The following is a 20,089-nucleotide window of genomic DNA, read 5'->3' on the forward strand; positions in this document are numbered from 1 at the left end:
AATGCTTTTCCGTTCCCTCGTTCGGGAGCGGGAAAAATCACCGCACGTGGTCAGCCGAGCAGCCTCCGGCGGATCCCGGCCGGGGCCGCGCGGAACAGGTTCGCCATGGTCGCGGCGGTTCCGGGGAGGTCGGTCCGGCCCGAGGCGAACGCGCGCTGCGCCGGGGCCGGCAGGTCGAAGAACAGATCGAAAAATTGCGCCGACTGGGCAGGTGACATTCCGCACAATGCACGGAGTCCGTGGCGGCGCAAGGCATGCACAGCGCGCGCTTCGGCTGGCCACAATGCCTTCCGGGCCGCGCTGGCCGCTGCCGCCGGACCTGCGTCGAACGCGTCCGCGAGAGCATCCGCGACGCGAGGCGCGAGCTGCAATGCGGTCGCGAGGCTGTAGCCGGTCGCCGGGTGCACGAGCCCGCCCGCGACCCCGAACGGCACCGCTTGACCGCGCTTCGGCAGCGGGACGTCGAGCACGATCCGCACCCGCTCGACCCGGCCCGCTGGACGGATTCCGGTCGCGGTGAGCCGCGCGTGCAGCCGCTGGGCGAGTTCGGGCACCGGGAGTCCGGGCTTGCGCGCCAGAGACGTCTCCTCGACCAGCACGGAGCCGTCGCCGAGGGGCAGCAGGTAGCGGAAGCTGTCCGTGCCGTCGCGCCAGTCCATGAACACCGCCGTGTCGGCCGGAGCCAGCCGCTCGGCCTGATCTGCGGGCAGCACGAGCCCGTACGCGGTCTGCTCGGCACGCGGGCCGCGCAGCTTGGGCGCGCCAGACGCGTCGACGAACACCGCCGCCGCCAGCCGTCGTCCGTCGGCGAGCAGGACCGTCGAACCGTGCGGACCGTGTTCCGCGCCGGTCGCCTTGCCCGGAATGACCTGGACCTTGGGCTCAGCGAGCCACTCGCGCAGACCGGCGTTGTCGAGCACCCGGTACGCCCGGTCGACGCGGTGCTCGCGGGTGCCGAACGCGAGCGTCGTCGCCGGAGCCGCCGCGATCGCCTTCGCCGGCAGGTCAGGGACTTCGTTCGCCCACAGTCCGTAAGTGTTCGGCCACTTACGGTGCGGATCCGGGTCGAGCACGGCCGTTTCCAGCCCTCGCCGGGCGCACGCGGCCGCCAGCGCCCGTCCGGCCGGGCCGCCGCCCGCCACCAGCACGTCGGTCATCCCGCAATCCTGCCGGACCGCCGGATACGGTGGGACACATGGACGAGACCGATCCGAGGGCAGCGCGCCGGGACCCGGAGAACGGGGCGGGCGGCTTCACCGATCTGGCGACCAGCCCGTTCCGCGTCGACCGCGACCGGATCACCGCGTCGCCGTTCTTCGCGCGGCTCGGCGGGGTCACCCAGGTGGTCAGTGCCGGCGGGGCCGGGCTGCTGCACAACCGGCTGACGCACAGCCTGAAGGTCGCGCAGGTCGCGCGCGGGATCGCGGAGCGGATCACCGGGTCGAGCGAGTCGGCCGAACTGGCGGCGAAACTCGGCGGCTGCGACCCGGACGCGTGCGAGGCCGCCGCGCTGGCGCACGACCTCGGGCACCCGCCGTTCGGGCACCTCGGCGAGCAGACGCTCGACCGGATCGCGCGGCACCGGTTCGGCCTCGCCGACGGTTTCGAGGGCAACGCGCAGTCGTTCCGCATCATCACCACGACCGACGTGCGCGGCCCGTCGGCCATCGGCCTGGACTTGACGACCGCGGTCCGCGCCGCAGTGCTGAAATACCCGTGGGCGCGCCTGCATTACCCGCAGCCGCATCCGACCGCGATGCCGTCGCCGCCCCGTGGCGCCGCCGAGCCGGACGATGCTCCTGGAACCGGTGCGAGCAAATTTTCCGCCTATGTCACGGAACTGGACGACTTCGAGCAGGCGCGCGCCCCCTTCGCCGGTCGGATCGAGCCGTGGCAGCAGACGGTGGAAGCGTCCGTAATGGACACTGCCGACGACATCGCGTACGCGATCCACGACCTGCAGGATTTCCACCGCATCGGCGTCCTGCAACACGCACCCGTCGCCGCCGAACTGGGGGAGTGGCTGGCGCACGCCGTCGAACTGGCCTCTTTGGACGATGCGCGGCTGACCGCGGAGATCCGCCGCCCAGGTCGTTCCCTGGAGCGGATGCGCCGGCGCATGCACCTGAAAGACAGCTGGATCGTGGACGACGACGCCTTCGCCGCGGCTGTCGCCCGAGTCCAGCGCGAACTCGTCGACGGCCTGCTCGCGGACGGTTTCGACGGCTCGACCGAAGCCGAACAAGCAACGGCCGCGTTCTCGTCGAACTGGATGGTACGGCTGGTGGACGGGGTTTTCGTCCTGTCGTCGCCCCCGACGCGGTCCGGGCACGTCTCGCTGCGGCCCGCGCAGTGGCACGAGGTGCAGGTCCTGAAGTTCGTCCACCGGCGGTTTGTGTTGCTGCGCCCCGATCTCGCCTTGCACCAGCGCGGTCAGGCCAGCCTGGTGACGACGTTGGTCGACGCGCTGGACGCGTGGCTCCTGGACCGCGACGAGGCCTCCCGTTTGCCGCGCCGGCTGCACGACCTGATGGAGCTGGCGCGCGGCGAATACTCGGACCTCGCCCGGACGTCGCCGGAGCTGCTCGTCGGCGCGACCGGCGAGCGAATCGAAGGCGCGGACGCGGTGCGCGGGCTGGCCCGGGGACGGGCGGTCGTGGATTTCGTGGCTTCGCTGACCGACAAGCAGGCGGTGACGCTGCTGGACGCGTTGTCCGGGCGGTCGAGCCAGCCTTGGTCGGATTCCTTTGTGCTGTAAATAGGTTGCGTTCGCCGGGTCCGGTCAGCACGGTAGGCGGATGCCTTTGACGATCCGGGAAGCCGGTGCCGACGATTGGCCGCGGATCTGGCCGATCGTCCGGGACGTGGTGACCGAGCAGCAGACGTTCCCGTACGACCCGGCCATGAGCGAATCGGACGCCCGTGGGCAGTGGCTGGTCCCCGCTCCGGCGCGGGTGGTGGTCGCGGCCGACGGGGATCGAGTGCTGGGCACGGCGAACATGTATGCGAATCGGCCGGGACCGGGCAGTCATGTCGCTTCGGGAAGTTTGATGGTGGCCCGGGACGCGCGCGGCGCCGGAGTGGGGCGGTCGTTGGTTGTCGACCTGATCGCGTGGGCGCGGCGGGCCGGGTTCGCGGCGATTCAGTTCAACGCGGTGGTGGAGACGAATGTTCACGCGATTCGGTTGTACGAGAGCGTGGGGTTCGTGACGCTGGGGGTGGCGCCGGGGGCGTTCCAGCATCCGGTCGAGGGGCGGGTGGGATTGCGGATCATGTGGCTGGAGCTGTGACCGGCTTCGCGGAGGTTTTCGATCTCGGTGTGCGGTTGCCGGGCCAGGTTTTCCCGGAAGTTCTGGGGGATTTCCGGTTCTGCGAGTACGACGCTCTTTTGGCTCCGGAAATTTGGGCCCCCGCTTCGGGAAATGGCCCGCTGGCACGCTAACGGGACAGTCCGGGATGTGGGGCTGCTGGCGCGAGCGGTTCGGCCCGTTCCTGGACGCGGCGGGGGCCGGTTCCGGACGAGTTCGCGGGCGCGCTGGTCGCCGACTACGGCACCGGGTGACGCGGTGATCGAGGCTCGACGAGCGGGAAGGGAATCCCGGATGCTGTTGTATCGGCTCGTGTCCGAGGCGGACCGGCCGGATTTCGCGCTGGCCTTCGAATCGCTGTCCGGCTTCTTCGGTGAACAGGCGACCGCTGGACTGGTGACCCTCGAAAACGTCTGCGGCGCGGCCGACGCGATACCGGCGACTGTCGATGACGCGGTGATCGAGGTAGTCGACCATGCCGGAAAAGCACTCGGCCGCTACGGGCCCGTCCGCCTGGAATTGCGGCCGAAGAACCTTGTCCGGGCACCGGACAGGTCGATGAATCTCGAAATTCCGTCGTGGGGCGGTTCGCATCCCCATGCGCAGGCGATCTGGGCACGGTGGCATCGCGGTCCGATTCTTCCTCGCGAGTGGACGCGGTATCCCGCGGCGCAGCACGGCGACTGGCTCCACGTCGTGCAAAACGCGTGGTTCGTTTCCGGGAAGAACGCGATGCGCTACGGCACCGGCGACCTCGTCCTCGACGGTCGGGAGCTGCCGTCGAAGGATTCGTTCTATTGCGCCCTCGGCGAGGCGGCGAACGGACCGGGCGGCTACTTCGGCGGTAACTTGGACGCGCTCGATGACTGTCTCCGGAGCGGATCCGGCTCCCCGCCCCGCTATTCTGTGCTCTGGAACGCCGCTGCGGAATCCCGCCGCGTCTTGGGCGACGCGTTCGTGGACGCGGTCGCGGAAGTCTTCCGCGAACACGGCGTCGAACTGCGCGAACAGTGAACCCGCTGTCCGGTCGGCCGCCGCCAGGACAGCCGGGGCGGCAGCGGCTCGGCCGAACAGCCTACGACGTCCGGCGGGCACCGGAAATTGCCTGACCAACGTCACCCCAACGGCCGTTTGTCCCGGACAGAAGTGGGACTTAGCTGGATCCAGCCGGTGATCACCGGCGTTGGCCAGCGTGAGTCGGGGCACGCGGTGTGAGATCGGAGGCGCACGTGCGTCGTACCCGTTCACCTAGAGCCTCGAGAGGTCCGGCCAGAAGCCGGACGGTCGTGGTCGCCGCGGCGGTGCTCGCCGCCGGGCTGGCGACCCCGCCCCTCGCCGGAGCGCAGGAGTCCACTGTGGACTCCACCGCGAAGAGCCAGATCGCGGCATTGCAGGCGGTCAAAGCCGGACAGACCGCGACTGAGTCCAAAATAGACAGCAAACTGCTCGTCCAGGAGAAGATGCGCGCGCGGAGCCTGAGTGCGGCCGCGTTGCCGGGAATCGCCAAGGTCGCGGACAAAGCACTGGTCGACATCCGCGTCACGAAGGTCAGCGACGGGCTCGTCAACGACCTGCGCAACGCCGGGGCCGAGGTGCGTGCGGTGTCGAGCACGGCCGCGAGCATCCGCGCCGACGTGCCGCTGACTGCCTTGCCGGAGATCGCGAAGCGCGGCGACGTGAAGCACGTCGAGACCGCGGATCAGGCGATGACGGCGCGGCAGCGGGAAAACACCAAGGACGGCACGGAAACCAAGCAGCAGAAGGCCGATCGCATTGACCGGCAGCTCAAGGAAGCGATCGGAACCAAAACGCAGGTGGTCAGCGCGGGCGACCGGGCGCACAACGCCGACACCGCGCGTCAGCAGTTCGGCGTGACCGGCACCGGCGTGAAGGCGTGCGCGCTGTCCGACGGGGTCGATTCACTGGAGGTTTCCCGCACCAAAGGCGAGCTTCCGGCGGTCGATGTCCTGACCGGACAAGCGGGCAGCGGCGACGAGGGCACGGCAATGCTGGAGATCATCCACGACCTCGCCCCGAACGCGAAGCTCGGTTTCGCCACGGCATTCACCTCCGACGCGAGTTTCGCGGACAACATTCGCAAGCTGCGTTTCGAAGCGCACTGCGACGTCATCGTCGACGACGTCATTTACTTCAAGGAATCCCCGTTCCAGGACTGGATCATCGCGCAAGCGGTGAACGACGTGACGGCTGACGGCGCGCTCTACTTCTCCTCCGCGGGCAACGAGGGCAACGTCGCCGACGGCACCGCGGCGCACTGGGAAGGCGACTTCGTCGACTCCGGCATCTCGATCGGCAAATTCGCCGGCACCGCGCACAACTTCGCTGGCACAGCGGGAAAGCAGGTGTTCGAGCCGATCTCGGATGCCTCGTCGGCCAGCATCCCGGTGACGCTGCACTGGTCCGATCCGCTCGGCGCGGCCGCGGACGACTACGACCTCTACCTCCTCGACGCGCGCGGCAACGTCGTGAGCTTCAGCCAGGACGTCCAGAACGGCACCCAGGACCCGTACGAGCAGCTGGCCACCCCGCTGTTCGGCGGCACCGGCCTGCGGCTCGCCGTGGTGAAGTTCTCCGGAGCCAGCCGGTATCTCTCGCTGACCGCGTTCGGCAGCCGGTTCCGCGACTCCGCGGACGGGCTCAAGGCGTACTCCACGCCGGGCGCGGTCGTCGGCCACGCCGCTGCGCGCAAGGCGTTCGCGGTCGCGGCGGCACCGGCCGAAGCGGCGTTCGGACGGCCGCTCGAACCGGGCGACCCGGCGAACCCGGCCGGACCGTATCCGGCGGCGTATTCCTCGGCCAGCAAGGCGGAACGGTTCAGCTCGGACGGCCCGCGACGCGTGTTCTACGAGGCCAACGGAACGCCGATCACGCCGGGCAACGTGTCCTCGACCGGCGGGGAGGTCCGGCAGAAGCCGGAAATCACCGCGGCGGACGGCGTGCACACCTCGGTGAGCGGGTTCGACCCGTTCTTCGGCACCTCGGCCGCCGCACCGCACGCGGCGGCGATCGCGAGCCTGGTGCTGTCCGGCAATCCCGGACTGTCCTCTTCGGACATTCGCGAGGCCTTCCTGAAGACCGCGGTGGACATCGAGGCGCCGGGCACGGACAACCTCACCGGGGCCGGAGTGTTGCTGGCGGACAAGGTGCTGGCCTACACCGGTGCCAGCCCGCAGCCGTACGCGGAGGCCGGGCAGCCGACAGTTCGCGGACCCAACGGCGGCAGCACGCTCAACCCCGGTGACACCGCGACGGTCACCCTGCCGGTGAAGAACACCGGCGACGGCACCGCGGTGTCCACGAGCGTCGTGCTCACTTCGCCGACTGAGGGCGTCACGATCGAGCCGCGGGCGAAGTCGTACGGAACGATCAGCCCCGGCCAGACCGGAATCAACGATTTCACCGTCACGGTTCCGGCCAATCAGCAGCTCGGCTCGCCGGTGGTGCTCAACGCGAAGGTGAGTTTCGCGGGCTCGTACTCGCCGCGCACCAGCACGTTCGCGTTGCCGGTCGGCACGCCGTCGCCGGTTTCGCAGGCGTTCGCCTACGCCGGTCCGGCGGTCGCGATTCCGGACAACTCGCCGCTCGGCGCGTCGGTTCCGCTCGTGGTGAGCGGTGTCGGACCGGCGTCGAAGGTGTCGCTGTCGATCGACGGCAGCACCTGCACGTCCGTGGAGAAGGCGACCACGGTCGGCATCGACCACACCTATGTCAACGACCTGGTCGGCACGCTGACCTCGCCGTCCGGCGCGATGGCGACGCTGTTCCAGAAGGGCGGCGGCAGCGGCAACAACCTCTGCCAGGTGGTGTTCGACGATTCCGCGACCAAGCTGTTCAGCACGACCGGGTCCGCGGACGCGCCGTTCACCGGCACCTACCGGCCGGTCACGCCGCAGATCCAGGCTGGCGCCTCGGCGGACGGCACGTGGACGTTCAAGGTGGCCGACACCGCGGGCGGCGACACCGGTTCGCTCCGCAGCGTTTCTCTGCACATCAACGGGTACGTCGCGGCCGGGCATCCGGCGGACGTGCACAAGACGGTGACCGCGGGGCCGGTGCGGCCTCAGCTCGCCTGACGGGATGCGGGGCCGTCGCGACGCGCGGCGGCCCCGTACCGTTTCCGGCATGGCACGGCAGGTCGCGGGCGGCGGGCGGGCGGTGGAAGTCCCGCCCGAACGACTCGACGGCTGGTTCGCGCGCTTCGCCGAACGCAACGGCGGTGTGCGCACCACCGTTCTCGCTGCGACACAAGTGCTAGTCAGTGCCGAAAACGGCACCACAGCCACCGCGACTGTCCCGTTTGGACCGTTGCCAGCTCAAGGCGAGTACCCGGGACTGGCCGTCGAACCACTAATCCGCCACGCGCAAACGCCAAGACTGATCGCGCTGCTGCTGGTCCGGAAAGGCGGCCATTCGCTCGGACTCGCCTACGACGGCCGCGTGGTCCTTTCCCGAACCGACCGTCACCACGTGCAAGGCCGAACCGCGGCGGGCGGCTGGTCGCAACAACGTTTCGCACGCCGTCGCGAAGGCCAGACCCGGGCCGCACTGCAGTCAGCCGCCCAGGACGCCTACGACGTCCTGCTGCCGAGACTGTCCGAAGTGGACGCTGTGGTGCTCGGCGGGGACCGCCGGGCGCTCGGCGAACTGAGGGCCGACCGGCGGCTCGCCAAGCTGTTCGACCGGGCGGAGCCGCGCGTGCTCGAGATCCCCGAACCGCGGCGCGAGGTGCTGGCCGAGGCCGCGCGGCGGGCACGCGCCGTGGAGCTGGTGGTGAGGGAGCCGACAGCGGGGCGCGAGTGAATCCGGACACGGCCGCGAAAACCGTTCGACGCCGACCCGTACACTGGGTCCGTGGTCATCAGGGCATTCGTGCGGATTCAGAGAGAATAACCGCCCGCCCCGCATCGCACGCGGTGCCGGGGCGCTCCAGCACGTCCAGCCGACCACCCCCCGTCTCCGGGAGTTCTCTTGATCACGGCCACCGGCCTTGAGCTGCGCGCCGGTTCGCGCATCCTGCTCAACGGCGCCACCCTCCGCATCCAGTCCGGCGACCGCATCGGCCTCGTCGGCCGCAACGGCGCGGGCAAGACCACCTCGCTCAAAGTCCTCGCGGGCGAGGGCGAACCGCACGCCGGCGACGTCCGCCGCAGCGGCGAACTCGGCTACCTGCCGCAGGACCCGCGCGAGGGCGACCTGTCGGTCACCGCGAAGGACCGCGTGCTGTCCGCGCGCGGCCTCGACACCCTGCTGCGCGACATGGAAAAGGCGCAGACCGCGATGTCCGAGCTGGTCGACGACAAGCAGCGGGACAAGGCGATCAACCGCTACGCGCGGCTCGAGGAGCGCTTCTCCTCGCTCGGCGGGTACGCCGCGGAGAGCGAAGCGGCGCGGATCTGCTCGAACCTCGGCCTCGCCGACCGCATCCTGGCCCAGACGCTGAGCACGCTGTCGGGCGGTCAGCGCCGCCGCGTCGAGCTGGCGCGGATCCTGTTCGCCGCCGCCGAGGCGGGCGCGGGCGGCAAATCCGAGACGATCCTGCTGCTGGACGAGCCGACCAACCACCTCGACGCCGACTCGATCAACTGGCTGCGCGGTTTCCTCAAACAGCACGACGGCGGTCTCGTGGTGATCAGCCACGACGTCGAACTGCTCGGCGACGTCGTGAACAAGGTGTGGTTCCTCGACGCCACGCGCGGCGAGATCGACATCTACAACATGAGCTGGCAGCGCTACCTCGACGCGCGCGCCACCGACGAGAAGCGCCGCCGCCGCGAGCGCGCGAACGCCGAGAAGAAGGCGTCCGCGCTGCAGGCACAGGCCGCGAAGCTCGGCGCGAAGGCGACCAAGGCCGTCGCGGCCAAGAACATGGCCCGGCGCGCGGAGCAGATGCTCTCCTCGCTGGACGAGACGCGCCAGGCGGACAAGGTCGCCCGGATCAAGTTCCCGGAACCGGCCTCGTGCGGGCGCACGCCGCTGACCGCGGACGGACTGTCCAAGTCGTACGGTTCGCTGGAGATCTTCACCGGCGTCGATCTGGCGATCGACCGCGGCTCGAAGGTCGTGGTGCTCGGATTGAACGGCGCCGGAAAGACGACCTTGCTCCGGTTGCTCGGCGGAATGGAAACGCCGGACACCGGATCCGTCGAACCGGGTCACGGATTGCGTTTGGGCTATTACGCACAGGAACACGAAACTCTCGACCACGAAGCGTCGGTGTGGGAAAACATCCGCCATCTCGCGCCGGACACCGGCGCGCAGGAGCTGCGGAACCTGCTCGGGTCGTTCCTCTTCACCGGCGAACAGCTCGACCAGCCCGCCGGGACGCTGTCCGGCGGCGAGAAGACCCGGCTCGCGCTCGCTGGACTCGTGTCCAGCCAAGCCAATGTGCTGCTGCTGGACGAACCGACGAACAACCTGGACCCGGCCAGCCGCGCGCAGGTTCTCGACGCGCTGCGCAGCTTCGCCGGCGCCGTCGTGCTGGTGACGCACGACCCGGGCGCGGTCGAGGCGCTCGAACCCGAGCGCGTGATCCTGCTTCCGGACGGAACCGAGGACCACTGGTCCCCGGATTATCTTGAACTTGTCCAGCTTGCCTGACCGAGTGCGTCCGTTCGGGTGCTTACCGTGTCGGGCAAAGCACTGGAATGGCCCAATGTGATCGCGGTTTCGATCGTTTTACGGCTGTCGTCTGGCAATCCGGCGCGTAGTGTTCGATCATTGCCCCGGCAGGGGCCGTGAATGGCCCGGAACAACCACTCGGCGGGAAGGCGATCGACGTGGCTGATCTCAAGAAAGGCGCGCGGATCACCGGCAACACGCGCGACAAGCTGGCCGCTGACCTGAAGAAGAAATACGAGAAGGGCTCGAGCATCCGGGCTCTGGCCGAATCCACCGGACGGTCCTACGGGTTCGTCCACCGGGTGCTGTCGGAGTCCGGGGTCCAGTTGCGGGGGCGCGGCGGGGCCACGCGAGTCAAGAAGAAGTAGCGTCAGCGCGGCCGCTGCGCGGGGGGCGCACGGTCGGTCCGGAGGCCCGGAAGGTCAGCGCGGCGCCGAGGAGTACCAGCGGGTACACGAGGTAGCCGTACCGGGTGGCCGGAGTGAGAAGGATCAACGCGCCGAGTCCGACGGCGGTTCGCGTCAGTGCAGCGGATCCCGTCGCGGGGGGCCGGCGTGCCAGCCAGATCAGCATCGCCACTGCCGCAAGACCCACCAGTACCAGGGAAATCGCGGTGCCGGCCGGTCCGGCCTGTGCGATCAGATGCCCGGGCAGCGGGCTCGCCGCGGGGGAGCGGACCGCGCCCATGCCGAGCGGGAAGCGGATCACGTGCTCGGTGAACGCCGCCGGGTTCGCCAGATACACCGGCAGATGCAGCACGATCGTCGTCGCGGCCAGCGCGCCCGCGAAGCGACCTGTTGCGGCCCAAGGATTTTCGCCGCGCGCCCGCTGGTAAACGAAGACCGCGAGCACCGCGGCCGCCGGCGCGACGATGAGTTTCGCGCTGATCACCAGCGCCAGCACGAAACCGGTCCATCCCGGACGGCCGGAAGAGGCGAGCGCGAACGCCAGCACGAGCAGGCCCACGATCGCGAGGTCCGGACCGGCCACCGCCCAGGTCAGCGCGGTGAGCGGACAGGCGATCGCGAGCTGTGCGGCGAAAACCGGGATGCGGGGCCGGTTCAGCAGGCGCCAGGACGCGTACGCGCAGATCACCGCGGCGAGCGCGAACATCCAGCGCGCGTCGGTCAGTGCATTGAGGACTGGAGTGCCGCCGAACAACGCGCGCGGCAGCCCGAAGACGGTCATCACCGGGCCGTACGGGGTGTAGTCGTTCACTTCCGGCGCACGGCCGAGCGCGGCGATGTCGACGTACGGGGTCCCGTCGCGCAGCAACAGATCCGCGCTGCGTTCGATCACCCACACCTCGGGTTGCGCGGCCCAGGAGAACGGGGTGATCAGCCAGTCCGTTCCGGTCAGCCGCCGGATCACGAGCATCAGCAACGGCGCGCACATCGCGAGTACGACAACCGCGCCGATACCGATCCAGCGCGAACCGAATTTGCCGTTAGTTTGCATTCCGCGGCGCGCGGAAATCGTCAGCCAGGCGCTGTGCGCGGCGGCCAATCCGTATCCGGCGACGGCGAAATTGCCCCAGATCCGGTAGCCGTAGAACTCCGAAGCGAGCGCGGTGCCGAGCGCGAAGGCGAAGCAGCCGAGATAAAAGACGAGATCCCAGGCGACGACGCGGACGGGATGAGCCGCCTCGGCGCGCGCAGGGGCCATCAGCAGTTGCACCCGCGTTTCCTCCCCGGCTCGCCGACCCCGAACGCCAGGCTACCGAGCCGGGCCCCGCCGAACCCCGCCACCCCGCTCGCCCCTCCTCCGCGCCCGGCCCAAGGTCCGGGAAGGGCTCCCCGAGGGAATCTGATTCCCTCGGAGAGCCCTTCCCGGACGGTCGGGAAGAATGCGGGGCGTCCCGGTGTTGTGCAGGTCATCTCCGGAAAAAAGTTCAAGTAATCTAGAGGTTTTCACGAGCTGGGGGACACTCCAATGGACAACACGTGGGCGCTGCTCAGCTCCGCCATGCGGGCGGGCGACGCGCCGAAAGCGCTGACCAGGGGCACGGTCCGCCGGGTCGCGCGGTTCGCCCGGCCGCACTGGAAGCGGCTGCTGGCGTTCCTGGTGCTCACCGTGATCTCGGCGGTGCTCGCCGTGACGACGCCGGTGCTCGCGGGCGAGGTGGTCGACGCGATCGTCGGCAAGCGCGAGCTGAACGTGGTGATCTGGCTGTCGGTGGTGATCGCGGTGCTGGCGATCCTCGACGCCGGGCTCGGTCTCGCCGAACGCTGGCAGTCCGCGCGGATCGGCGAGGGCATCATCCTGGACCTGCGCGTGGCGGTGTTCGAGCACGTGCAGAAGCTGCCGATCGCGTTCTTCACCCGCACTCGCACCGGCGCGCTGGTCAGCAGGCTCAACAACGACGTGATCGGCGCGCAGCGCACCTTCACCGCGACTTTGTCCGGTTTGGTCACCAATGTGATCCAGTTGGTGCTCTCGCTGATCGTGATGGTGTCGCTCTCGTGGCAGGTCACGCTCGTCGCGCTGGTGCTGTTGCCGATTTTCGTACTGCCCGCCCGGCGGCTCGGCCGCCGCATGGCCGGACTGCAGCGCGAGGCCGCGCAGCTCAACGCCGGGATGACCACACAGATGACCGAGCGGTTCTCCGCGCCGGGCGCCACCCTGGTGAAGCTGTTCGGCCGGCCGCGGCAGGAGGTCGCCGACTTCGGTCTCCGCGCCGGACGGGTGCGCGACATCGGCGTGCGCACCGCGATGCTGACGCGCTGGTTCATGACGAGCCTGACGCTCGTCTCGGCGCTCGCGCAGGCGCTCGTCTACGGGCTCGGCGGCTACCTGGCGCTCACCGGGAAGCTCGAACCGGGCACCGTGGTGGCGCTGGCGCTGCTGCTGACCCGGCTGTACACGCCGCTGACCGCGCTCGCGAACGTGCGCGTGGACGTGATGACCGCGCTGGTGTCGTTCGAGCGCGTTTTCGAGGTGCTGGACCTGGAGCCGATGATCAAGGAGCCGGCCGAGCCGAAGAAACTGCCCGAGGGCGGGGTTTCGGTCGAGTTCTCCGACGTCCGGTTCGGCTACCCGGCGGCGGACAAGTTCTCGCTCGCCTCGCTGGAGGACGTGGCCACTTTGGACAGCCGAGGCGGCGAAGAGGTGCTGCACGGCCTCAGCTTCCGCGCCGAAGCCGGGCAGATGGTCGCGCTGGTCGGTTCTTCCGGTGCGGGCAAGTCGACGATCGCTTCGCTGCTGCCGCGGCTGTACGACGTGGACGCCGGTTCGGTTCGACTGTCCGATGTGGACGTCAAGGGCCTGAGTTTCGCTTCGCTGCGCGAGACGGTCGGCGTGGTGACCCAGGACGGCCACCTGTTCCACGACACGATCCGTTCCAACCTGAGCTACGCGCGCCCGGACGTCACGGACGACGAGATCTGGGCCGCGCTGGAAAAGGCGCGGCTGGGCGATCTGGTGCACTCGCTGCCGGACGGACTGGACACGACCGTCGGCGAACGCGGTTACCGGCTCTCCGGCGGGGAACGGCAGCGGCTCACCATCGCGCGATTGCTGCTGGCGCAGCCGAAGGTCGTGGTGCTGGACGAGGCGACCGCGCACCTGGATTCGGAATCCGAGGCCGCGGTGGGCGAAGCGCTCACCGGCGCGCTGGAAGGCCGGACGTCGCTGGTGATCGCACACCGGCTGTCGACCGTGCGAGCGGCGGATCTGATCCTGGTGGTGGAAAACGGGGACATCGTGGAACGCGGCACGCACGACGAACTGCTGGAGAAGGAAGGCCGGTACGCGGAGCTGTACCACACGCAGTTCTCGGAAGAACCGGCCGCGGCGTGACCCGAACGCCCCAATGAGGTTTTCTCAGCAGCGTCCGTGGTGTTCGGCGGGTTCGTTGTGGGGGTGCTGGTGAGGAGGATGCGGTGCTCCGTCTGGTGAGACGGGCGTGCGGCTCTGTTCTGGCGGACCTTGGCATCGCGCGCCAGGCCCGTCGACGGGGTCGAGAATCCCTTCGCGCTACTGAGAAAACCTCAATGTGGCATTGGGTGCATGTGACACACCCAATGCCACATTGAGGCGAGTGGGGCGAGTGGGGCGGGGTCAGCGCAGGGCGGGCACTCGCGGCTCGTACTTGGCCAGCAGCGCCGCGTTCGCCGCGTCGCCACCCTCCACATTGGAGCTGCGCCACAGCGGAACGTCGAGCCCCTCGGCCGTGCCCCGGTCGTAAACCTCGGCCAGGATCAGGTTCCACAGAAACGCGTTGACCACAGTGGACAGCGGGCCGGTGCGCGGCGCGGACGCCGGATAGCTGGCGTCGCCGGGAATCACCAGCGAATCCAGCACCACAGTGCCTTCCTCGGCCAACGTCGTGGCCGAGCGGCGCGGCGCGGCGGCCGCGCAGGCCCGCGACGTCACGGCGATCACCGCGGCGCCCCGGCGGCGCGCACCTGCGGCCAGCTCGACCGGGTACGGATTGACGCCGGACGTGGAGAACACGACCAGCACGTCTTCCGGGCCTGGCGCGCGTTCGGCCAGCACCTCTTCGGCGAGCCCGGAACGGCGTTCGGTGCGCGTGCTCTGCTGCGCGCCGTGCAGCGGCAGCAGTTCAGGGTGATACACCGGATACACGCAGGCGAGCCCGCCCGCGCGGTAGAACGTCTCGGCTACCGCGGCGAGCGAGTGCCCGGCGCCGGCGGTGAAGACCAGCGCGTCGGCCCGGATCACCCCCAGCAGCAGGTCCGCGGCGGCGGACACTTGCGCGGCGTTGGCCTCCGCTGCCGCCGCAAGCTGGTCCGAAGTGCTCTTCACGAGATCCGTGGCGCTCACCACACCTGCCCTTCCTCGCGGGTCCGGGCACCGAATCTATCGGGTGGACACGCTTCGTGGTGGATTACCGTGGAGTTGATCGAAACGGGGGTGCCGGTGAACGGGAAACGGCAAGGCGGCCAGGCGGATCCGGCCGTGCGGGTGTGGCGGGCCCCCGGGCAGACCCGCGCGGTGGCGCTCGTATTGCACGGCGGGGCCGAACGCAGCACCACGGCCGTCCAGCCGTGGCGGCTGGCATATCAGCGGATGGTGCCGCTGGCCCGCTCGCTGCACCGCGCCGGAAAGCGGCACGGCCTGGAAGTCCGGCTGATGCGGAACCGGCTGTACGGCTGGAACGGGCGGATGGAAAGCCCGATCCCGGACGCGCGCTGGGCCCTGGAGCGGATCCGTGCGGACCATCCCGGGCTCCCGGTGGTCCTCGTCGGTCATTCGATGGGCGGCCGCGTCGCGCTGCGGGTCGCCGACGACCCGGCGGTGACCGGGGTCTGCGCGATGGCCCCGTGGACGCCGCAGGGCGAGCCGGTGGACGCCGTCGCGGGCCGGGCGGTGCTGATCGCGCACGGCACCCGCGACCGGATGACCTCGCCCGCCGAGTCCTACGCCTTCGCCGCGCGCGCCCGCGAGGTCACCGACCTGGTCGCGCGGTTCGAAATCGCCGGCGAGGGCCATTCGATGGTGCGCCGTCCCGCGGTCTGGACCCGGCTGATGTGTGCTTTCACACTGGACCGGATCGGAGTGGGCGAGACGGACGAAACTCTTCGTCAGGCCTGGTCCCGCCCCTCCGGCGACCGGCTGCGCATTCCGGGGTAACCGGAGCGTGCGGCCCGGTCGCGAGGGCGACGGGGACGAAGCGGGAATATCATGGGGAAGGGCTCGAAAAGCCCGTTCGGAGGGAGTGTCTTGTCCACGTCACGAGTCGATCCGACGGTGGTTTCGCAGCCGGTGCCCGACGAATCCCGATGGCCCGGTCTCGCCACGCCGCCGCATTCGCCCCTTCGGGCGCGCGCGGCCGAGGCGCTGTTCCGGCACGCGGTGAAAACGCTGGCTGTGCGCGTCACGTTCCCGGACGGCACCGTGCTCGGCGCGGGCGGCCCGGACGCGCCGGAGATGCGCATCCACCGGCCCGCGGCGTTCTTCCACCGGCTCGGCGCCGACGCGAAGATCGGCTTCGGCGAGGCGTACCTGGTCGGCGACTGGACCGCGGACGACCTGGCCGGCGTCCTCACGCCGTTCGCCGAGCGGCTCGCCACGCTCGTGCCTCCGTTCCTGCAGCGGTTCCGCCGGATCGCCGAGCGCGTCCAGCCGTCCGAGGAGGAGAACACCGTCGAGGGCGCGCGGTCGAACATCCACCGGCATTACGACCTGTCGAACGACCTGTTCAGCGCGTTCCTGGACGAGTCGATGATGTACTCCTCGGCGCTGTTCGGCCCCGGGGACACGCTCACCCGGGCGCAGCACCGCAAGCTCGACAGCGTGCTCGACTACGCCGGCGTGCGCAAAGGCAGCGAGGTGCTGGAGATCGGCACCGGATGGGGCGAACTGTCCATCCGCGCGGCCTCGCGCGGCGCGAAGGTCACGTCGCTGACCATCTCGCAGGAGCAGAAGGTGCTCGCCGACGCCCGGATCGCCGAAGCGGGCCTTTCCGACCGCGTCGACGTGCGGCTGTGCGACTACCGCGAGGCCACCGGCGAGTACGACTCGGTGGTCAGCGTGGAGATGATCGAGGCGGTCGGCGCGTCCTACTGGCCGACGTTCTTCTCCACGATCGGCAAGCGCTTGCGCCCCGGCGGGCAGTTCGGCCTGCAGGCGATCACCATGGACCACGACCGGATGCTGGCCTCGGCCAAGTCCTACACGTGGATCCACAAGTACGTCTTCCCCGGCGGCATCATCCCGTCGGTGCAGGCGATCGAGGACGGGATGCGGGAGAACACCCGGCTGAAGCTGGCCGGGATGCGCGAGTTCGGCCAGGACTACGCACGCACGCTCAAGCTGTGGCGGGACCGCTTCCAGCAGCGCTGGGACGACATCCGCGGCTTCGGGTTCGACGACGTGTTCCGGCGGATGTGGGAGTTCTACCTCGCCTACTCCGAGGCCGGGTTCTCATCGGGGCATCTGAAGGTCCACCAGTTCGGGTTCGCCGACCCGCGCTGAGGCCGACGCTCCCCGCCGGGACAACCCGCGTAGGGTCCCGCACGTCCACCGCAGGAGGACCGCGCAGGACTCTGCGCGGCCACGCGCACCACCGGATCGGGGAGACAGGCCCATGACGTACGGAGGCGACGACGGCAGGCGGCGGATGCCGCCCGGTCCACCGCAGCCCCCCGCACGCCCGCGCCAGCAGCAGCGGGCGCAGATGATGCCGCTGCCGGGAAGAGGGCAGAGCCCGTATGACGCCCGCACCCGGCCGATGAGCGCGCGCGGCGAGGCACCTGCCCCGCCGCCGGCGCCGCCGCGGCAGGACCCGCCGGGGTACGGGGGCCAGCAGCCGCGGCCGCGCCGTCGCCGCCGGTGGAGCGTCGGCAAGGTCCTGATGACGCTGCTGATCGTGTTCGTGCTGTTCATCGGCGCGATCTGGGCGTACCTGGAGTTCAACATCAACCGGGTGGACGCGATCGGCGACTACTCCGGGCGCCCGGCCGCGGCGTCGGGCACGAACTGGCTGATCGTAGGCTCGGACAGCCGCCAGGGCCTGTCCGAGGCGGACGAGGAGCGGCTGGCGACCGGTGACTCCGGCGAGGCGGGCGGGCAGCGCACCGACACGATCATGATCGCGCACCTTCCGGACAATTCGACCAAACCGACGCTGCTGAGCCTGCCGCGCGACTCGCAGGTGAAGATCCCGGGCCACGGCACGAGCAAGATCAACGCCGCGTTCGCGCTGGGCGGGCCGAAGCTGCTGGTCCAGACGGTCGAACAGGCGACCGGGCTGCGCATGGACCACTACGCGGAGATCGGCTTCGGCGGCTTCGCGAACATCGTCGACGCGATCGGCGGGGTCGACATGTGCATCGAGAAGGACATGAACGACCCGATGACCGGCATCGACATCAAGGCGGGCTGCCAGAAGCTCGACGGACGCTCGGCGCTCGGCTTCGTCCGGATGCGGCACGCCGACGCGACGCCGCGCTCGGACCTCGACCGGGTGGCGAACCAGCGCAAGTTCATCGGCGCGCTGGTGAGCCAGATCGCGAGCCCCTGGACGCTGCTGAACCCCTTCGATTTCTTCCCGCTGCTGGGTTCCGCGCCGGACGCGCTGACCATGGACACCGGCGACCATGTGCACAACCTGGCCGGCCTGGCGATCGCGATGCGCGGCATCTCGTCCGACGGGGTCACGACCACGACGGTGCCGCTGACCGACGCGTCCGCGCAGCACTGGGACAAGAAGAAGTCGGGGCAGCTGTTCGACGCGCTGAAGAACGACACCGAGGTGCCGAAGGACATCGTGATGAACTGATGTTCGCCGGGGACGGCGGCAGGCTTCGCTTAATTCGCGAGCTTGCCGCCGTTTCTGCTGTCAGGATGACCGCATGGACACTCTCACCGACGGCGTGATCACCCTCGTTCGCTGGCTTCCGGAGCACCGGGGCCTGCTCGTGGACGCCGTCGTGGGATCGCTCGACCACATCAGCCCCTGGCTGCCCTGGGCGATCGACGGCTACGACCAGGCGAAGGGCGACGAGTTCGTCCGGCACGTCGCGGAACAGTGGGAGAGCGGGGAAGCGCACCACTACGCGGTCTTCGGGCCCGACGGGGAACTGGCGGGCAGCGCTGGCCTGATGGCGCGCGGCGAGGGGCGCGAGATCGGGTATTGGCTGGCGAAAACCCAGACTGGCAAGGGTTATGTGACCCGGGCTAGTGCGCTGCTGATCGAGCGGGCTTGGCAGCTGGGCGCCACGCATGTGCTGATCAAGCACGACTCGCTGAATGTGCGCAGCGGGGCGGTTCCGGCTCGGCTGGGGTTCTCGCGGGCGGGTGAGGAAAAGGCCGAGCCGCCGCTGCCGTCGGCGTGCAGCGGGGTCAACGTCGTGTGGCGGCTCGATCGGCCCGCGTGACGCTGGTTTCGTTCCCGCGGAAAAGTCCGTGAGGGGAACCCTGAGGGAATCAGAGTCCCTCAGGGTTCCCCTCACGGACCTTCGGCAGCGCGCACCGAGTCGATCGGGCTGGCGAGAACTCTCGCGCGCCCGGCGGGTCAGGCGGGGGTGTGGTCCCGTAGTGCCTGCAGAGCCCGGTCAGCGTGCGCGGTGAAGTTCAGCTCGCTCTTGACCACGTCCAGCACCCGCCGGTCCGTCCCGATCACGAAGGTCTGCCGTTTCGTGTGCAGGGGCAGGATTTTGCGCCACACGCCGAACTGCTTCGCCACCACACCGTCCACATCGGACAGCAGCGGATAGTCGAAACCGTGCTTCGCGGAGAACTCGCGCTGCTTGCCGACCGCGTCCGGGCTGATGCCGACGCGCTGCGCGCCCGCCTCGGCGAATTCCGCGGCCAGGTCCCGGAAATGGCAGCTTTCCGCGGTGCAGCCGCTCGTCATCGCGGCTGGGTAGAAGAACAGCACGACCGGGCCGTCGGCGAGGAAACCCGACAGGGTGCGTTCCACGCCCTGGTCGTCGGGCAGGGTGAAGTCGGGGGCGAGGTCGCCAGGCTGCATCGCGGAGAGGTCCTTCCAGAGAGGGTCAGCGGGCGAGGGAGTCCCACAGGCGCATCAGGTGGTCCAGCGCGCCGTCGATCGTCTTCGCGGGCACGCCGTCGCGGGCCTCGGTGGAGATGCCCGCGACGAACATGTGGAACAGCGTTTCCAGTGCCGCCGCATCGGTATCCGGCGGAAGTTCGCCGTCGGCGACGGCGCGTTCGATACGGGCCAGGAGGTTCCGGCGCTGGATGTCCCGGTATCCGGCGAGGAGCGCGCGGACGCGGGCGTTGGCCTGGCCGGTGAGGGTGCCGGTCATGATCAGGAGGCAGCCGAGCGGGTGCGCGGAATCGGTCTGCATGGCCACTGAGGCGCGCAGGAAGCGTTCGATCGCCTCCCGGGGCGTGAGGTCTTTGTCGGCGAGATGGCCTGCCACCATTCCGTAGCCGGATATGTAGCGCTCGACGACGCGCGCGAACAGGTCTTCCTTGGACGAGAAAGCGGCGTAGAAGCTCGCGGACGACACGCCGAGCGCCTCGCGCAGCTGCGCCAGCGACGTCGCCTCGTACCCGTGTTCCCAGAAGACCAGCAAGGCGGATTCCAGCGCCTGGTCGAGGTCGAACGCGCGCGGCCGGCCTGTGCGCACCATCGAATCCCTCCCCGCGTCGCCCGGTCGCCCCATCGTAGGTCTTCCGGTCCGCGGGTCCGGCGGGGATGTGCCGCC

General features: G+C 69.7%; 17 protein-coding genes. 12 read left to right on the forward strand and 5 right to left on the reverse strand.

The window, feature by feature from the left end:
* Nucleotides 1–50 precede the first annotated feature (50 nt).
* The gene (locus ACZ7SW_RS31090; protein WP_470233912.1) at nt 51–1,157 is read right to left on the reverse strand and encodes a lycopene cyclase family protein; all 1,107 of its coding nucleotides are present in this window, start codon (nt 1,155–1,157) and stop codon (nt 51–53) included.
* Between the two features lie 38 nt (nt 1,158–1,195).
* Here ACZ7SW_RS31090 and ACZ7SW_RS31095 point away from each other — a divergent pair, with 38 nt between their 5' ends.
* The 7 genes from ACZ7SW_RS31095 to ACZ7SW_RS31125 all read left to right on the forward strand — a co-directional run bounded on the left by ACZ7SW_RS31095 (nt 1,196) and on the right by ACZ7SW_RS31125 (nt 10,315).
* Complete coding sequence (locus ACZ7SW_RS31095; protein ID WP_470233913.1) at nt 1,196–2,758, forward strand: deoxyguanosinetriphosphate triphosphohydrolase family protein; 1,563 nt, start codon at nt 1,196–1,198, stop codon at nt 2,756–2,758.
* 40 nt (nt 2,759–2,798) lie between these two features.
* The gene (locus ACZ7SW_RS31100) at nt 2,799–3,290 is read left to right on the forward strand and encodes a GNAT family N-acetyltransferase (protein ID WP_470233914.1); all 492 of its coding nucleotides are present in this window, start codon (nt 2,799–2,801) and stop codon (nt 3,288–3,290) included.
* Nucleotides 3,291–3,602: 312 nt separating this feature from the next.
* Nucleotides 3,603–4,322 (forward strand): barstar family protein, encoded by a 720-nt coding sequence (locus ACZ7SW_RS31105; RefSeq protein ID WP_470233915.1) that lies wholly within the window; start codon nt 3,603–3,605, stop codon nt 4,320–4,322.
* Between the two features lie 272 nt (nt 4,323–4,594).
* Nucleotides 4,595–7,402, forward strand: coding sequence for a S8 family serine peptidase (locus tag ACZ7SW_RS31110; RefSeq protein ID WP_470233916.1), 2,808 nt, complete (start codon nt 4,595–4,597; stop codon nt 7,400–7,402).
* 49 nt (nt 7,403–7,451) lie between these two features.
* Nucleotides 7,452–8,129: an acVLRF1 family peptidyl-tRNA hydrolase gene (locus ACZ7SW_RS31115; RefSeq protein ID WP_470233917.1), complete on the forward strand. Its 678-nt coding sequence runs from the start codon at nt 7,452–7,454 to the stop codon at nt 8,127–8,129.
* Nucleotides 8,130–8,297: 168 nt separating this feature from the next.
* Nucleotides 8,298–9,926 (forward strand): ABC-F family ATP-binding cassette domain-containing protein, encoded by a 1,629-nt coding sequence (locus ACZ7SW_RS31120; protein WP_470233918.1) that lies wholly within the window; start codon nt 8,298–8,300, stop codon nt 9,924–9,926.
* Between the two features lie 179 nt (nt 9,927–10,105).
* Complete coding sequence (locus ACZ7SW_RS31125) at nt 10,106–10,315, forward strand: helix-turn-helix domain-containing protein (RefSeq protein ID WP_003071237.1); 210 nt, start codon at nt 10,106–10,108, stop codon at nt 10,313–10,315.
* Here the strand turns inward: ACZ7SW_RS31125 and ACZ7SW_RS31130 are convergent.
* The gene (locus tag ACZ7SW_RS31130) at nt 10,302–11,612 is read right to left on the reverse strand and encodes a glycosyltransferase 87 family protein (RefSeq protein WP_470234096.1); all 1,311 of its coding nucleotides are present in this window, start codon (nt 11,610–11,612) and stop codon (nt 10,302–10,304) included. The genes ACZ7SW_RS31125 and ACZ7SW_RS31130 overlap by 14 nt on opposite strands.
* 267 nt (nt 11,613–11,879) lie before the next feature.
* Between ACZ7SW_RS31130 and ACZ7SW_RS31135 the strand changes: the two genes are divergently transcribed.
* The gene (locus ACZ7SW_RS31135) at nt 11,880–13,745 is read left to right on the forward strand and encodes an ABC transporter ATP-binding protein (protein WP_470233919.1); all 1,866 of its coding nucleotides are present in this window, start codon (nt 11,880–11,882) and stop codon (nt 13,743–13,745) included.
* 261 nt (nt 13,746–14,006) lie between these two features.
* On the opposite strand, the gene ACZ7SW_RS31140 is transcribed toward ACZ7SW_RS31135, so the two are convergent.
* Nucleotides 14,007–14,735, reverse strand: a complete 729-nt coding sequence (locus ACZ7SW_RS31140) for a sugar isomerase domain-containing protein (RefSeq protein WP_470233920.1) — start codon at nt 14,733–14,735, stop codon at nt 14,007–14,009.
* Between the two features lie 66 nt (nt 14,736–14,801).
* Between ACZ7SW_RS31140 and ACZ7SW_RS31145 the strand changes: the two genes are divergently transcribed.
* The 4 genes from ACZ7SW_RS31145 to ACZ7SW_RS31160 all read left to right on the forward strand — a co-directional run bounded on the left by ACZ7SW_RS31145 (nt 14,802) and on the right by ACZ7SW_RS31160 (nt 18,790).
* Nucleotides 14,802–15,542, forward strand: a complete 741-nt coding sequence (locus tag ACZ7SW_RS31145) for an alpha/beta hydrolase (protein WP_470233921.1) — start codon at nt 14,802–14,804, stop codon at nt 15,540–15,542.
* A gap of 90 nt (nt 15,543–15,632) precedes the next feature.
* The gene (locus ACZ7SW_RS31150) at nt 15,633–16,886 is read left to right on the forward strand and encodes a class I SAM-dependent methyltransferase (RefSeq protein WP_470233922.1); all 1,254 of its coding nucleotides are present in this window, start codon (nt 15,633–15,635) and stop codon (nt 16,884–16,886) included.
* A 112-nt stretch (nt 16,887–16,998) separates the two neighbouring features.
* The gene (locus ACZ7SW_RS31155) at nt 16,999–18,192 is read left to right on the forward strand and encodes an LCP family protein (RefSeq protein ID WP_470233923.1); all 1,194 of its coding nucleotides are present in this window, start codon (nt 16,999–17,001) and stop codon (nt 18,190–18,192) included.
* A 73-nt stretch (nt 18,193–18,265) separates the two neighbouring features.
* Complete coding sequence (locus ACZ7SW_RS31160; RefSeq protein ID WP_470233924.1) at nt 18,266–18,790, forward strand: GNAT family N-acetyltransferase; 525 nt, start codon at nt 18,266–18,268, stop codon at nt 18,788–18,790.
* Between the two features lie 137 nt (nt 18,791–18,927).
* On the opposite strand, the gene ACZ7SW_RS31165 is transcribed toward ACZ7SW_RS31160, so the two are convergent.
* Both ACZ7SW_RS31165 and ACZ7SW_RS31170 read right to left on the reverse strand, forming a co-directional pair.
* Nucleotides 18,928–19,386 carry a peroxiredoxin gene (locus ACZ7SW_RS31165; protein ID WP_470233925.1) on the reverse strand — a complete coding sequence of 153 codons (459 nt, stop codon included), beginning with the start codon at nt 19,384–19,386 and terminating at the stop codon, nt 18,928–18,930.
* A gap of 25 nt (nt 19,387–19,411) precedes the next feature.
* On the reverse strand, nt 19,412–20,014 hold the full coding sequence (locus ACZ7SW_RS31170; protein ID WP_470233926.1) for a TetR/AcrR family transcriptional regulator: 603 nt from the start codon (nt 20,012–20,014) through the stop codon (nt 19,412–19,414).
* Nucleotides 20,015–20,089: the final 75 nt, after the last annotated feature.

This window comes from Amycolatopsis sp. NPDC114484, from assembly GCF_055633755.1.

Bases quoted from the DNA above. Each gene is read 5' to 3' on its own strand.
- ACZ7SW_RS31090 (WP_470233912.1), bottom strand. From the start codon at position 1,157: ATGACCGACGTGCTGGTGGCGGGCGGCGGCCCGGCCGGACGGGCGCTG.
- ACZ7SW_RS31095 (WP_470233913.1), top strand. From the start codon at position 1,196: ATGGACGAGACCGATCCGAGGGCAGCGCGCCGGGACCCGGAGAACGGG.
- ACZ7SW_RS31100 (WP_470233914.1), top strand. From the start codon at position 2,799: ATGCCTTTGACGATCCGGGAAGCCGGTGCCGACGATTGGCCGCGGATC.
- ACZ7SW_RS31105 (WP_470233915.1), top strand. From the start codon at position 3,603: ATGCTGTTGTATCGGCTCGTGTCCGAGGCGGACCGGCCGGATTTCGCG.
- ACZ7SW_RS31115 (WP_470233917.1), top strand. From the start codon at position 7,452: ATGGCACGGCAGGTCGCGGGCGGCGGGCGGGCGGTGGAAGTCCCGCCC.
- ACZ7SW_RS31130 (WP_470234096.1), bottom strand. From the start codon at position 11,612: ATGGCCCCTGCGCGCGCCGAGGCGGCTCATCCCGTCCGCGTCGTCGCC.
- ACZ7SW_RS31135 (WP_470233919.1), top strand. From the start codon at position 11,880: ATGGACAACACGTGGGCGCTGCTCAGCTCCGCCATGCGGGCGGGCGAC.
- ACZ7SW_RS31155 (WP_470233923.1), top strand. From the start codon at position 16,999: ATGACGTACGGAGGCGACGACGGCAGGCGGCGGATGCCGCCCGGTCCA.
- ACZ7SW_RS31160 (WP_470233924.1), top strand. From the start codon at position 18,266: ATGGACACTCTCACCGACGGCGTGATCACCCTCGTTCGCTGGCTTCCG.
- ACZ7SW_RS31165 (WP_470233925.1), bottom strand. From the start codon at position 19,386: ATGCAGCCTGGCGACCTCGCCCCCGACTTCACCCTGCCCGACGACCAG.
- ACZ7SW_RS31170 (WP_470233926.1), bottom strand. From the start codon at position 20,014: ATGGTGCGCACAGGCCGGCCGCGCGCGTTCGACCTCGACCAGGCGCTG.